We start from the raw sequence: 13,014 nt of genomic DNA on the forward strand, positions 1-13,014 counted from the left end.
GAGAAAGATACGGAAAACCAAAAAAGGTCCGTTTTTTCAGCAGATAAGCTGGCCGCCATTGATCTCGATCACCTGTCCGGTGATGTAGCCGGACAACGTCGGCGCCGCCAGGAAAAGATAGGCGGGCGCACAATCCTCCGATGTGCCCAAGCGCTGCAGCGGGATCGATTTGCGCGTCTGCTCCAGTTTCTCTCTGGACGAATAACGCTCGTGAAAGTCGGTCGATATCGTGCCGGGCGAGACGCAGTTCACTCGAATGCCGTCCGGCGCCAATTCGCGCGCCAAGGCTTTCGAATAGGTCGAGACGAAGGCCTTGGAGGCGGAATAGATGGCGGAGCCGGGACTGCCGCCGGTGAGCGCGGAAATCGAAACCGTGTTGACGATCGCCGCCTGCCCGGCAGCCCGCAGCAGCGGCAGCAATCCCCGCGTGACCTCCACGACGGAGGTCTGATTGAGATGAACGATCCCTTCATACTGCTCATCCGTCAATTCACCGGCTGGAAAGCGCCCGACCATGGTGCCGGCATTGTTGACGAGGACGTCGACGCGGTCGAAACGCTCGCCGGCGGCGCTGACGAAATCCCGCGTGCCGTGGCCGGTGGCGAAATCGCCGGCAATGAGGAAGGCGCGGCGGTCGGCTTCCGCTTCCATCAGGAAATCAGGCAATTCGCGATCGGCATCACGGCCGATATGGACAAGCACGCGCGCGCCGCAATCGAGAAACTGCCTCGCGACTTCCAGCCCGATACCGCGGCCGGCGCCGGTGACGACGACGTTGCGATTTTCGAATAGCTTCGGATGAAACACGATAACCTCCTAAACCGCACTCAATTCGCGCGTCGGTAATTGCGGAATTTTCACTTTATCATATGATGACGAAAAAACGAAAGAAAGGGAGCGAAAACCATGTTCCTATCCGGACGTCAGACGGAGATCCTCGACATCGCCAAGGCGGAGGGCCGCGTGCTGGTGGAGGAGCTGGCGTTGCGCTTTTCGGTCACGCCGCAAACCATCCGCAAGGATCTCAATGATCTCTGCGATGGCCGCGTATTGTCGCGCGTGCATGGCGGCGCGATCTTTCCCGGCGGAACCGAGAATGTGAAATACGAGGCACGCCGCTCGATCGCCGCGCCCGAAAAGCAGGCGATCGGCCGCGCCGCTGCCAGCATGATCCCCAACAACAGCTCGCTTTTCATCAATATCGGCACGACGACGGAAGCGGTCGGCGAAGCCCTGCTTGGCCATCACGAGCTGATGGTCATCACCAACAACATCAATGTTGCCAATAAGTTGCGGATTTTCCCATCCATCGAAGTCGTCATTGCCGGCGGTGTCGTACGTGGCTCGGATGGCGGCATCGTCGGCGAGGCCGCCGTCGATTTCATCAGACAGTTCAAAGTCGACTATGCCGTCATCGGCGCCTCCGCGATTGATGCCGACGGCGCGCTTCTCGATTTCGATTTTCGCGAAGTGAAAGTGGCGCAGGCCATCATCGCCAATGCCCGCCACGTCATTCTCGTCGCCGACAGCACCAAGTTCGAACGAACCGCCCCGGTTCGCATCGGCCATTTGTCGCAAGTCCACACCTTCGTCACCGACGAATGCAGCATTGAATCCGTACGTTCCATCGCTGCAGAACATGACGTGCGCCTCATTGAGACCGACCGCCGGCCGGGCTAAGCGGCTCGCTTTCCGTCAAGAAACGTTCGTTTGACATTCGTATCTGTTTCGCTTTAGATGGATTAGTTTCGATTTTCCATCTTCACGGGATGGCTGACCTTTGCGGAGGGGCGGGTGAGCGAACAGGTCTACGATATTTTCGTTATCGGCGGCGGCATCAACGGCTGCGGTATCGCCCGCGACGCTGCTGGACGCGGCTACAAGGTCGCGCTCGCCGAGATGAACGACTTTGCCTCCGGCACATCATCCGGCGCCACCAAGCTCATCCACGGCGGCCTGCGTTATCTCGAGCATTATGAATTCCGTCTTGTGCGCGAATCGCTGATGGAGCGCGAAGTGCTCTGGGCGATGGCGCCGCACATCATCTGGCCGATGCGCTTCGTCCTGCCCTATCACAAGGGCGGCATCCGCCCGGCCTGGCTCATCCGGCTCGGCCTGTTCCTCTACGACCACCTCGGCGGCCGAAAACTGCTGCCGCCGACCGCGACGCTGGACATGAAGACGGATCCCGCCGGCAAGCCGCTGAAGGCGCTCTTCACCAAGGCTTTCGAATATTCCGACGGCTGGGTCGACGATGCCCGCATGGTGGTGCTGAACGCACGCGATGCGGCAGACCGCGGTGCGACAATCATGCCGCGAACGAAGGTGATTTCCGCCCGCCGCGACGGCACCACCTGGGCGATCGAAACGGAAGATACGATCAGCGGCCAGAAGCGCCGGTTTCGCGCGCGCATGCTGGTCAATGCCGCCGGTCCCTGGGTCGATCATGTCCTGTCCGATGCCTTCGGCAAGAACCAGGTGCACAATGTCCGCCTCGTTCAGGGCAGCCATATCGTCGTACGCAAGAAGTTCGACGACCCCCGCGCCTATTTCTTCCAGAACCCGGACAACCGCATCATCTTTGCCATTCCCTATGAACAGGATTTCACTCTGATCGGCACCACGGATCGCGACTACAAGGACGATCCTAAGGATGTGAAGATCACCGAGGAGGAAACCGCCTACCTGTGCAACGCGGCCAGCGAATACTTCAAGGAGCCGGTGCGACCCGAGGATATCATCTGGACCTACTCGGCCGTGCGCCCGCTTTATGATGACGGCGCATCCAAGGCACAGGAGGCGACACGCGACTACGTGCTGAAGGTGGAGGGCGAAGAAGGCCAGGCTCCGCTGCTCAATGTCTTCGGCGGCAAGCTCACCACCTATCGCCGGCTGAGCGAGCATGCGCTGGAAAAGATCGGCGAATCCATCGGGCTGAAAGGCACGCCCTGGACGGCCAGGAGCTCGCTGCCGGGCGGCGATTTCCCGGCTCGCGGCTATGACGCCGAAGTCTCGAAGCTGAAATCGCGCTATCCCTTCCTCGCCGACCAGCACGCGCGCCGCCTCATCCGGCGCTACGGCACCCGGGCCGCGATGATCCTTGGCGACGCCAAGGCGATCGCCGATCTCGGCCGCTGTTTCGGAAGCGATCTTTACGAGGCTGAGGTGCGTTACCTGATCGAACAGGAATGGGCCTATAGTGCCGCCGACATTCTCTGGCGCCGTTCCAAGAAAGGGCTCTACCTTTCGAAGGAAGAAGCCGCCGTTCTCGAAAGCTACATGGCCGAAAGCCGCGTCCACGCCTGAGCCTGCAATTTACTCTCCGGGATCGAGCAGCCGCGGTCCCGCCCCCTCCTCGGAAAGCCGGTCCCAGGGATTGCGCAAGGGACAGCTGTCGAGCGAGAGGCAGCCGCAGCCGATGCAGCCGTCCAACTGATCGCGCAGTCCCTGCAGGCGTTTGATCCTGGCGTCGAGATCGTCCTTCCACACTTCCGAGAGCGCCTTCCAGTCGGCCGCGGTCGGCGTGCGTCCCTGGGGTAAGGCTTCCAGCGCCGCCTGGATCTCGGCAAGCGGAATGCCGACACGTTGCGCCACCTTGATGACGGCGACCCGGCGCAGCACCTCGCGCGGATAACGCCGCTGGTTGCCGCGGCTGCGATGACTCTCGATCAGCCCTTTCGCCTCGTAGAAATGCAGCGCGGAGACCGCCACGCCGCTGCGCGCCGCCACCTCGCCGACGGTCAGCTGCCTGGAAAATTGACCAGGTTCGATTTTTCCCATTTTACGCTATTGACCTCAACTTTACTTGAGGTTTTATAACGCCAGCTCCGAACCGCGTAAAGCAGGAGCAAGACATGACAGAAAGAACCCGGCTGGCGATCATTTATGGCAGCACGCGTCGGGGACGGCTATGCGACCGGGTAGTCAACTGGGTCGCTCAGGAACTGGCACACTATCCCCTCATCGACATCGATCTGATCGACCCTCTCGAGTTCGACCTGCCCTTCCAGCATGATCGCGAGCATCCCGGCGTTGCCGCGCTTTCAGCGCGGCTTTCGGAGGCGGATGCCTTCATTGTCGTCACGCCCGAATACAATCACAGCTTCACGGCCTCGCTGAAATTCCTGCTCGATCTCGTCTATGAGCCGTGGCACGGCAAGCCCGTCGCCTTCGTTTCCTATGGCGGAATTTCCGGCGGGCTGCGCGCCGTCGAGCAATTGCGGCTCGTTTTTGCCGAGCTGCATGCCGTCACCGTGCGCGATACGGTGAGCTTCGCCAATCCCTGGGGCAGATTTGCCGAGGATGGCACGCTTGAAAACCCGCTGGACGCCCGGAAGTCGCTGGTGCTTCTAATCGCGCGGCTGAACTGGTGGAGCAACGCCTTGAAGCCCGCGCGCGCAACGCGCCCCTATCGCTCCGTCGCCGCCTGATCCTTTTTCCAACATCCGAATCCGGTCTCTCGTTTCTGGCAGGTACAGGAGACCGGTCGACGCCCGGACCTTGCACCACAGGTTCGGGCGTCGTGCTTTCATGCATCTGCCTTGCCGAAACCGCCGCGATGACCTAACCCAATGGAGACGGAGTTTCGGCGGATACGGGAATGGAGAACGGAAGACGTCTGGGAGGAGCGGATTTCATGCGCGCTGTCGCATGTCTGATGGTGCTTGTTCACCATCTCGTGCTTCGCATGAATTTCTACAAGATCCCACCGGATCTGGACATGACTTTCATAATCGCGCGCTTCGGCAATCACGGCGTCTCGGTCTTCTTCGTCCTCAGCGGCTTTCTGCTTGCCCGCCCCTTCTGGCTGGCGCTGGATAGAGCCGAATCCCTGCCTTCGCTGAAGATCTACGCCATGCGCCGCGCCGCACGCATCCTGCCGGGTTTCTGGTTTGCTCTGACGGTCGGCTTCCTGATCAGCTTCACGATCTACGGCTTTCCGCTCGATGGAGAGCTCGTCGGCCGCTACATCTCCGGTTTCTTCCTGATGAGTCAATGGCACTGGCGCACCTTCTTCCCGGTACAGGGCGATGGGCCGCTATGGTCGATCCCCTTCGAGACGACCTGCTATGTGCTCTTGCCGATCGGTTTCCTGCTGCTGTTTCATCCGAAATCGAGATCGCGTTCCATTCTTGTCAGCCGCCTGCTCTGGATCGGCATCATTGCGATATCATTGATCGGCCATTGGCTTGTCGTCACCTATCTTCCAACGGACACTGCCGGGCGCGGATGGCAATATGGCTTCCAGGGTGGTGCCAAGGAATGGATGCCGCGTTACAATCCCATCGGCTTTTTCGCGATATTCGCGATCGGCGCGCTGGCCGCCGGAATCCAAACCATCCTCCCGGCGCGGCGCTCGGCAATCTATGACATCATCGGCGCGCTCGCGATCGTCATGGGCGCATGGCAATTGCCGCAGTCGATCGGCGGCGCGGGAGAAGGCTATGCCTGGCTCGGCATTCCCTATCAATTCCCGCTGCTTCCCCTCGCGGTCGCGATCGCGCTTTGTGCGCTTCCGCAATCGCTGCTGCTGGCAAAGCTGCTCGACAATCCCGTGAGCCGTTATGTCGCCACCGTCTCCTTCGGCGTCTACATTTGGCAGGATATCGTGCTGACCTTGATGCCTCAGCTCTTTCCCTCATCCTTCGGCGCAGGTTCGGACGACGTTCTCGGCGGCTGGATAGTCTCAAGCCTGATCGCAACCGCCATCATTTTTGCCATCGGCACGCTGAGCTATGTGCTGCTCGAACGCCCCGTCATTCAGTGGGCACGCTCGCGGGAAAACACGCTGATACGGCCTGTCGCTGCGTGATATCGGGCCATCGCATGTGAGACACGTCGGCGGCGCGCTCCCCTTTTCCCCTCGGCGAGAAGGTGCCGTCAGGCGGATGAGGGGGAGCTCCCAAGAGCACGAAAATCCCCCGCATCCAAATCGCTCAACCCCCTCATCCGACCCTTCGGGCCACCTTCTCCCCAAGGGGAGAAGGAGCTGCGGTGTTCACGCACCTCACATGCCAGGCCTTGCTATCTAATTCAGCAGATGCCTTCAGATGCGCGTCGCCTTCAGACGCTCCTCATCGAGAACGATGCCGAGGCCTGGTGCGGCGCCGAGATCCAGCCAGCCGGCCTCGTGCTTGAGCGGCGAGGCCATCGGATAGTCGCGGCGGGCTTCACTCCATTCCGGATTGTCATAGGGGTATTCGAGCCAGGCCGCATCGCCCACTCCGGCGGTCAGATGGGCATTGGCGAGAACGCCGACGCCATTCGTCCACGAATGCGGCGTGAATTGCACACCCGCTTCGCGGGCCTGATAGACCAGCCGCCGGCAGCCCGTGATGCCGCCGACGAGCGCGACATCCGGCTGGATGACGTCGAAAGCGCGCTCCTCGATGATGTCGCGGAACTCGTAGAGCTCGCGCGTCATCTCGCCGCCGACGATTCTGACCGAGGTTGCCTGTTTCAACTCTTTCATGCCCTTGCGGTCGGAGCGGTGAAGCGGCTCTTCCATCCAGTAGACGGCGAGCCGCTCCAGCTCCCTGGCGACGGCAAGCGCATCCTTGAAAGTCCATGGCAGGGTCGTATCCCAGGGCATGCGCCAACCCTGATTGCAGTCGACCATCAGCTCCAGCCGATCACCGACGCGGGCGCGGATCGCTTCCAGTGCCTTGACGTCCTCGCGCCAGCCGCCGCGGCCGCCCGAAGACGAGGAGAAGCGCACCTTCATGGCAGGGAAGCCTTCGTCGATATAACGCTCGGCCTGATCCGCCATGGCAGAGGGCTCGCGCAACACGCCGGAGGAGGCATAGAGCCGCACCCGGCTGGCACGGCCGCCGAGCATCCGCCAGACCGGCTCGCCGGTAATCTTGCCGGAGAGGTCCCACAGCGCCAGATCCATCGGCCAGCAGCGGCCATAATGGAAGCTGATATGCGAGAGGACTTCATAGTGCCGTTCGACGTGCCGGGGATCCTGCCCGATGAACAGATCCTCATGGCCCTCGAAACCCTTCATCAGATCGCCGGAGCCGATGCCTTCGCGACCTTCATCGTCTCGGACGCGCACGATGGTCGCATCGAAATGCCGGCGTGGACGGCCATCCCAGCTCGCCTTGAACGCCGGATCGAGCTGCAGGCGATGATGGGTGATCTCGATGGAAACGATCTTGCTCATGGTCGTACCTCCCTACAAACCTCAGCCGAACTGCTGCCAGATCGTCTTGTAGTCGCAATATTTGTCGATCGCATGCACCGAGCGGTCGCGGCCGAAACCGGACTGCTTGAAGCCGCCGAACGGCGTCGCGAAATTCGACATGTCATAGGTGTTGATCCACACCGTACCCGCATGGATCTCTTCGGAAAAACGGTGGGCGCGATCCATGTCCCTGGTAAAGACCGCTCCGGCCAACCCGTAAATCGTGTCGTTGGCGATCTTCAGTGCCTCCTCCTCTGTATCGAAGGGAATGGCGGCGAGCACGGGGCCGAAGATTTCCTGCCGTGCCAGGCTCATGTCGTTGGTCATGTCGACGAAGACACCCGGCGAAACATAATAGCCGCCGGTCTCGCTCATGACGCGCTCGGCACCGAAGGCTCGGCGCGCGCCTTCCTTCTCGCCGGCCGCAATCATCGCCAGCACCTTGTTCATATGCTCTTCCTCGATCAGCGCGCCAATCTGCGCCGAGGGGTCGAGCGGATGCTTGAGGGCGATATCGGAGCGGGTGACAGCCTCGATCTTCGCGATCAGTCTGTCCTGCACCGAACGCTGCACGATGAGGCGGGTCGAGGCATGGCAAGTCTCGCCAGAATTGTAGAAGCAGCCCCAGGCAGCCGCGACGGCAGCCGCATCGAGATCGGCATCTTCAAAGACGACCAGCGGCGACTTGCCGCCAAGCTCGAGTGCCACCCGCTTGACGTTCGATTGCGCCGCATAACCCATGATCAGCTTGCCGACTTCAGTGGAGCCGGTGAAGGCGATCATGTCGACATCCATGTGCAGCGCCAGCGGCTTGCCGGTTTCCTCTCCGTAACCCGTCACCACGTTGAAGACGCCAGCCGGAAGGCCGGCTTCGACGGCAAGCTCGGCAAGCCGAATCGCGGAAAGCGAGGACTGTTCGGCCGGCTTCAGCACGACGGAATTGCCGGCGGCAATGGCCGGCCCGAGCTTCCAGGCATCGATGATCATCGGATAATTCCAGGGCGTGATCGCCCCGATGACGCCAAGCGGCACCTTGCGCACCAAGGCCCGCGCATTCGGGCCGGTCGGCGCAATCTCGTCATACATCTTGTCGATCATTTCGCCGTAGAACTGGATGCCGTCGGCGCAGAGCCGCACATCGACACCAAGCGACGCCATGACCGGCTTGCCGACATCGATCGTCTCGAGCATGGCCAGCTCGTCACCATGGGCGCGGATGAGATCAGCCCATTTCAACATGATCTTCTTCTTTTCGAGCGGCTCCTTCTTGCGCCAGATACCGCTCTCGAAGGCAGCGCGAGCCGAGGCAACGGCAGCGTCGACGTCAGCGGCATTGCCGCGCGCAAGCTCAGCGCCGGGCTTGCCGTCCATCGGCCGAATGCGGATAAAAGTCTCGCCGGATGCGGCGGCACGATGGGCGCCGTCAATGAAGTGCCGTCCTTCGGGCTTGAGGCCAGAGAGAACGCTTTCCCAATAGTCGCGCGTGTAATTCTTGGTCATTTCAGATTCCTTTCGGCAGCGCCATGACGGCGGCAGCAAAGCGGTCGATATCGGCATCCGTCACGTCACGGATCGTCGAACGCCGCATGGGCTGATTTTCGGTCGCGCGCATCTCGCGGGCGAGATCGGTTTCGTTGAACGGCTTGAATGCAGCCGGCAGCGCGCGCACGATGCCGCAGCGATCCATCCAGTCGGAGACGAAAGCGGGAAGTTCGGCGGCTTTATCGAGGCCGCAGGCCTTAGCCGCGGCATTCAGATCTGCGGTATCGGCCTCGACGAGCCAGGGCAGCGTCACCTCGAAGCCCAGCGCCGTCGCAAGCCCGTGATGGACAGGGCCGAGGCCGGCGAGCGCATGGCTGATATTGTGGGCAATCGCCGTGCCGCAATTGTCGATGGCAATGCCGGCAAAGCAGGAGCCAAGCAGCACGTCGCCCCGCGCCGCCATATCATTGGGCTGCTTGACGGCAGTCTCGAGAGCGCCGGTGATCAAACGCAGCGCCTGATGGGCATAGAACTGGGCGCCGTGATGCGTGTTGCGGTTCGTGGCTGCTTCGAAGGCATGGATGAAAGCATCGAGACCGCACCACGCAGTGAGATTAGCAGGCAAGGTCTTCGTCAGCGCCGGATCGAGGATGACGAGGTCAGCCTTCGTCTCCGGTCCCCAGATCCAGAGCTTCTTGCCCTCAGGCCCGGCAAAGATATTCGTCGCCGATGTCTCCGAACCCGTCCCGGCCGTGGTGGGGATCATGATTTTCTTCAGCGGGTTTTTCGGCAGGGGATTGGCGGCAAGCGCGTAATGCATCGGATCCTTGCCCGACGCGATGCAGCAGGCGACGATCTTGCCGATATCGAGCGCCGAGCCGCCGCCGATGCCGATCACCATATCCGCGCCCTGCCCCGCCACGATCGCCGCATGCAGATGCGCAAGCTTCGGCTCGCCGGCAAAATCGGAAAAGACCCGCGTCTTTACGCCTGCTTCCGCAAGCTCTGCGCTGACCCTGGCAGCAAGTCCAGACTGCGCCAGGAAGGCATCGATGACGAGCAGAACGGTGCGAACGCCATCGAAGGATTTGACCGCAGCGGGAAGGCCGGAGAGCGCACCGTCGCCGAAACGAATGTCAGGAATGGCGGAAATGGAAAAGGACACGTGGGATCCCCTTGGAAAAGCGGCCGAAAATGATGCCACAATCCTGCATCACAATTTCAGATCTTCAAATCCGGGCAATTATCGGGAATATTGATGATTTGAAGTCATGGAGAACAGATGCTGGAGAAAATACCGCTGGAGGCCTTCCGCGTCTTCGACGCGGCAGCGCGTGCCATGAACTTCTCTCGCGCCGGCCGCGAGCTCAACATCACCCAGGCCGCCGTCAGCCGCCGCGTCAAGGGACTGGAGGATCATCTCGGCGCGACGCTCTTCACCCGGCGTGGCCGCAATCTGGCACTGACACCGGACGGCGAGCGGCTGTTTCAGCGCGTCCGCGCCACGCTGGAATATCTGGAGGAAAGCCTGGAGCCCTTTCGCGCAGGCACCGGCGAAATCATCTCGATCGCGGCCAGCGGCTCCATCTCCCATCTCTGGCTCGGGCAACGGCTGCGGGATTTCGGCAAGGAGAGCTCCGGCATCTCCGTACGCCTGCTGACGACCGACGTTCATTCCGAACTCGCCTCGGAGAACAACGATCTCATCATCATCTATTCCACCGGAGAGCATCCGCGCTGGAGCCTGACGCCGCTTTTGAATGAAGTGCTGATCCCAGTTGCCTCTCCGGATTATCTGGCAGCCCGCGGTCTCGACCCGCAGGCACTGACGGCGGCCGACATTGCCGGGCTCGATCTCATCGATTACGAACGCGCTAACGCCCATTGGATCAGCTTCCGCCAATGGTTCGGCCGCGTTGGTGACCCCTTGAAGGGCAAGCTGCCGCGACCGCGCCTGTCCTTCTCGACCTACATCATGGCGGTGGAAGCAGCACTCAGGGGCGAAGGTATCGCGCTTGGTAGCCTCGGTCTCATCGAAGAATATCTGCAATCCGGCGCGCTGGTCACAGTGGGCCAGGATCGTGTCGAGAGCGGCTTCGGATATTATCTCGGTGCGCCGCGCTTTCGTGCGCTGTCTCCGGAGGCGGCACAGCTGTACCGCTTTCTGTTGGAGGGGCAACAGGTCTGATGCGGGCTCGGAAAAATTCCGGCTACCCTACAGGGCAACCGCATGTGAAATCGTTGCCTCCCCACCTTCTCCCCGCTGGGGAGAAGGGATTGCTGAGCTGACACGCCTCATATGCGACTACGCTAACTTCCTCGGTCATGACTTACCGAACAGCAGCACCAGCAAAGGCATGACATCACAACAAAAAAGCGGCCCAGAGGACCGCTTTCATCTCACTCATCGCTGTTCGGATCTCATCAATCCTGCGGGATCGAGCCGCGCAGATGCGAGAGTTCCATGATGAAATGCTCCAGGCGCGACTTGTGCTCATGATGCTCGGCATCTTCAAGCTCGGCCTTGGCGGCATTGATGCGGCGGTCCAGCTCGTCGCGGCTCATGTCTTCGACCGGAACGGCGGATTCGGCGAGCAGCGTGCAGCCGGTCGGCAGGATGTCGGCGAAACCGCCGAAAACGACGTAGTCCTGCTTCTTGCCCGAAGCCGAATGCACCTTGACGACGCCCGGCTTGATCGTGGTCATGGTCGGCGCATGGTTCGCCATGACGGTCATCTCGCCTTCGCTGGCGGGGATGACGACATCGATGACCTGTTCCGACAGCAGCAGGCGCTCCGGAGAAACCAGTTCGAAATTGAAATTGTCAGCCATGGCCCGTCACTTCTCGATTGTCTTATTCGCAAGGCAAGGGCGCGCGGACAAGGCCGCGCGCCGATGGATTGGCCTGATCAGGCAGCCAGCTTCTTGGCCTTTTCGATCGCTTCGTCGATCGAGCCGACCATGTAGAAGGCAGCTTCCGGCAGGTGGTCGTATTCGCCGTTGACGAGGCCCTTGAAGCCCTTGATCGTGTCTTCGAGAGCGACGAGCTTGCCCGGCGAACCGGTGAAGACTTCGGCGACGAAGAACGGCTGCGACAGGAAGCGCTCGATCTTGCGGGCGCGGGCAACGGCCAGCTTGTCGTCTTCGGACAGTTCGTCCATGCCCAGGATGGCGATGATGTCCTGCAGAGCCTTGTAGCGCTGCAGCGTCGACTGAACCTTACGGGCAACTTCATAATGCTCTTCGCCGACGACCATCGGGTCGAGCATGCGCGAGGTGGAGTCGAGCGGGTCGACGGCCGGATAGATGCCCTTTTCAGCGATCGAGCGCGACAGAACGGTCGTTGCGTCCAAGTGGGCGAACGAGGTTGCCGGTGCCGGGTCGGTCAAGTCGTCGGCCGGAACGTAAATGGCCTGAACCGAGGTGATCGAGCCCGTCGTCGTCGTGGTGATGCGTTCCTGCATCTGGCCCATGTCGGTTGCGAGCGTCGGCTGATAGCCCACGGCCGAAGGAATACGGCCGAGCAGAGCCGACACTTCCGAACCAGCCTGCGTGAAGCGGAAGATGTTGTCGACGAAGAACAGAACGTCCTGGCCTTCATCGCGGAAGTTTTCAGCGACGGTCAGACCGGTCAGAGCGACGCGAGCGCGGGCGCCCGGCGGTTCGTTCATCTGGCCATAAACGAGCGCGGCCTTGGAGCCTTCACCGCCGCCGTGCTTGTTGACGCCCGATTCGATCATTTCGTGGTAAAGGTCGTTGCCTTCGCGGGTACGCTCACCCACGCCTGCAAACACCGAGTAACCACCGTGCGCCTTGGCGACGTTGTTGATCAGTTCCATGATGAGAACGGTCTTGCCAACGCCGGCGCCGCCGAACAGGCCGATCTTGCCGCCCTTCGCATAAGGAGCGAGCAGGTCGACGACCTTGATGCCGGTGACCAGGATCTGCGCTTCCGTGGACTGCTCGACGTAGGACGGAGCTTCCTGGTGGATAGCGCGCTTCTTGGAGGTGTTCAGCGGACCTGCTTCGTCGACCGGCTCGCCGATGACGTTCATGATACGGCCCAGCGTCTCGTGTCCAACCGGAACCGAAATCGGTGCGCCCGTGTCCTTGACCGGCTGACCGCGAACCAGACCTTCGGTCGAGTCCATGGCAATGGTGCGGACGGAATTTTCGCCGAGGTGCTGTGCGACTTCGAGAACCAGACGATTGCCGTTATTGTCGGTTTCAAGCGCGTTCAGGATCGCCGGGAGCTCGCCGTCGAAAGCAACGTCCACAACGGCGCCGATAACCTGAGTAACCTTACCGACAGAACCTGCGGGGGTAGCTGCGTCAGCCATATT

At 61.2% G+C, this 13,014-nt stretch carries 12 protein-coding genes; 5 read left to right on the forward strand and 7 right to left on the reverse strand.

What is annotated here, in order from left to right; all coding sequences use genetic code 11:
- Nucleotides 1-36 precede the first annotated feature (36 nt).
- Nucleotides 37-807 (reverse strand): SDR family oxidoreductase, encoded by a 771-nt coding sequence (locus FHT84_RS06755; RefSeq protein ID WP_112341341.1) that lies wholly within the window; start codon nucleotides 805-807, stop codon nucleotides 37-39.
- Nucleotides 808-906: 99 nt separating this feature from the next.
- Here FHT84_RS06755 and FHT84_RS06760 point away from each other — a divergent pair, with 99 nt between their 5' ends.
- Nucleotides 907-1,680 carry a DeoR/GlpR family DNA-binding transcription regulator gene (locus tag FHT84_RS06760; RefSeq protein WP_112341342.1) on the forward strand — a complete coding sequence of 258 codons (774 nt, stop codon included), beginning with the start codon at nucleotides 907-909 and terminating at the stop codon, nucleotides 1,678-1,680.
- Between the two features lie 114 nt (nucleotides 1,681-1,794).
- Nucleotides 1,795-3,306, forward strand: a complete 1,512-nt coding sequence (gene glpD / locus FHT84_RS06765) for a glycerol-3-phosphate dehydrogenase (RefSeq protein WP_183761496.1) — start codon at nucleotides 1,795-1,797, stop codon at nucleotides 3,304-3,306.
- 9 nt (nucleotides 3,307-3,315) lie between these two features.
- Here the strand turns inward: glpD and soxR are convergent, their stop codons facing one another.
- Nucleotides 3,316-3,780, reverse strand: a complete 465-nt coding sequence (soxR, locus tag FHT84_RS06770) for a redox-sensitive transcriptional activator SoxR (protein ID WP_183761499.1) — start codon at nucleotides 3,778-3,780, stop codon at nucleotides 3,316-3,318.
- A gap of 74 nt (nucleotides 3,781-3,854) precedes the next feature.
- Here soxR and FHT84_RS06775 point away from each other — a divergent pair, with 74 nt between their 5' ends.
- Together FHT84_RS06775 and FHT84_RS06780 are read left to right on the forward strand one after the other, a co-directional pair.
- Nucleotides 3,855-4,430, forward strand: coding sequence for an NAD(P)H-dependent oxidoreductase (locus FHT84_RS06775; RefSeq protein ID WP_183761502.1), 576 nt, complete (start codon nucleotides 3,855-3,857; stop codon nucleotides 4,428-4,430).
- A 170-nt stretch (nucleotides 4,431-4,600) separates the two neighbouring features.
- Nucleotides 4,601-5,812: an acyltransferase gene (locus tag FHT84_RS06780; RefSeq protein ID WP_183761505.1), complete on the forward strand. Its 1,212-nt coding sequence runs from the start codon at nucleotides 4,601-4,603 to the stop codon at nucleotides 5,810-5,812.
- A 234-nt stretch (nucleotides 5,813-6,046) separates the two neighbouring features.
- Here FHT84_RS06780 and FHT84_RS06785 read toward each other — a convergent pair whose 3' ends face one another.
- Genes FHT84_RS06785 through FHT84_RS06795 form a run of 3 tightly spaced genes read right to left on the reverse strand, consistent with a single transcriptional unit; the run spans nucleotide 6,047 to nucleotide 9,836 of the window.
- The gene (locus FHT84_RS06785) at nucleotides 6,047-7,168 is read right to left on the reverse strand and encodes a mandelate racemase/muconate lactonizing enzyme family protein (protein WP_183761508.1); all 1,122 of its coding nucleotides are present in this window, start codon (nucleotides 7,166-7,168) and stop codon (nucleotides 6,047-6,049) included.
- 21 nt (nucleotides 7,169-7,189) lie between these two features.
- Nucleotides 7,190-8,689: an aldehyde dehydrogenase family protein gene (locus FHT84_RS06790; RefSeq protein WP_183761511.1), complete on the reverse strand. Its 1,500-nt coding sequence runs from the start codon at nucleotides 8,687-8,689 to the stop codon at nucleotides 7,190-7,192.
- A gap of 1 nt (nucleotide 8,690) precedes the next feature.
- Nucleotides 8,691-9,836 (reverse strand): iron-containing alcohol dehydrogenase, encoded by a 1,146-nt coding sequence (locus FHT84_RS06795; protein WP_113249128.1) that lies wholly within the window; start codon nucleotides 9,834-9,836, stop codon nucleotides 8,691-8,693.
- A gap of 117 nt (nucleotides 9,837-9,953) precedes the next feature.
- Here FHT84_RS06795 and FHT84_RS06800 point away from each other — a divergent pair, with 117 nt between their 5' ends.
- Entirely contained in the window at nucleotides 9,954-10,859 is a 906-nt protein-coding gene (locus tag FHT84_RS06800; RefSeq protein WP_113249129.1) for a LysR substrate-binding domain-containing protein, read from the forward strand.
- 236 nt (nucleotides 10,860-11,095) lie between these two features.
- Here the strand turns inward: FHT84_RS06800 and FHT84_RS06805 are convergent, their stop codons facing one another.
- Together FHT84_RS06805 and atpD are read right to left on the reverse strand one after the other, a co-directional pair.
- The gene (locus FHT84_RS06805) at nucleotides 11,096-11,503 is read right to left on the reverse strand and encodes a F0F1 ATP synthase subunit epsilon (RefSeq protein WP_095436050.1); all 408 of its coding nucleotides are present in this window, start codon (nucleotides 11,501-11,503) and stop codon (nucleotides 11,096-11,098) included.
- Nucleotides 11,504-11,580: 77 nt separating this feature from the next.
- Complete coding sequence (atpD, locus tag FHT84_RS06810) at nucleotides 11,581-13,011, reverse strand: F0F1 ATP synthase subunit beta (RefSeq protein ID WP_069613407.1); 1,431 nt, start codon at nucleotides 13,009-13,011, stop codon at nucleotides 11,581-11,583.
- Nucleotides 13,012-13,014: the final 3 nt, after the last annotated feature.

Source organism: Rhizobium sp. BK289 (assembly GCF_014193575.1).
In the GTDB taxonomy this organism is placed as follows: Bacteria; Pseudomonadota; Alphaproteobacteria; order Rhizobiales; family Rhizobiaceae; genus Rhizobium; species Rhizobium tropici_C.

Coding starts and splice junctions, on each gene's coding strand:
- FHT84_RS06760 (WP_112341342.1), top strand. CDS start 907: ATGTTCCTATCCGGACGTCAGACGGAGATCCTCGACATCGCCAAGGCG.
- soxR (WP_183761499.1), bottom strand. CDS start 3,780: ATGGGAAAAATCGAACCTGGTCAATTTTCCAGGCAGCTGACCGTCGGC.
- FHT84_RS06775 (WP_183761502.1), top strand. CDS start 3,855: ATGACAGAAAGAACCCGGCTGGCGATCATTTATGGCAGCACGCGTCGG.
- FHT84_RS06780 (WP_183761505.1), top strand. CDS start 4,601: ATGGAGAACGGAAGACGTCTGGGAGGAGCGGATTTCATGCGCGCTGTC.
- FHT84_RS06785 (WP_183761508.1), bottom strand. CDS start 7,168: ATGAGCAAGATCGTTTCCATCGAGATCACCCATCATCGCCTGCAGCTC.
- FHT84_RS06790 (WP_183761511.1), bottom strand. CDS start 8,689: ATGACCAAGAATTACACGCGCGACTATTGGGAAAGCGTTCTCTCTGGC.
- FHT84_RS06800 (WP_113249129.1), top strand. CDS start 9,954: ATGCTGGAGAAAATACCGCTGGAGGCCTTCCGCGTCTTCGACGCGGCA.
- FHT84_RS06805 (WP_095436050.1), bottom strand. CDS start 11,503: ATGGCTGACAATTTCAATTTCGAACTGGTTTCTCCGGAGCGCCTGCTG.
- atpD (WP_069613407.1), bottom strand. CDS start 13,011: ATGGCTGACGCAGCTACCCCCGCAGGTTCTGTCGGTAAGGTTACTCAG.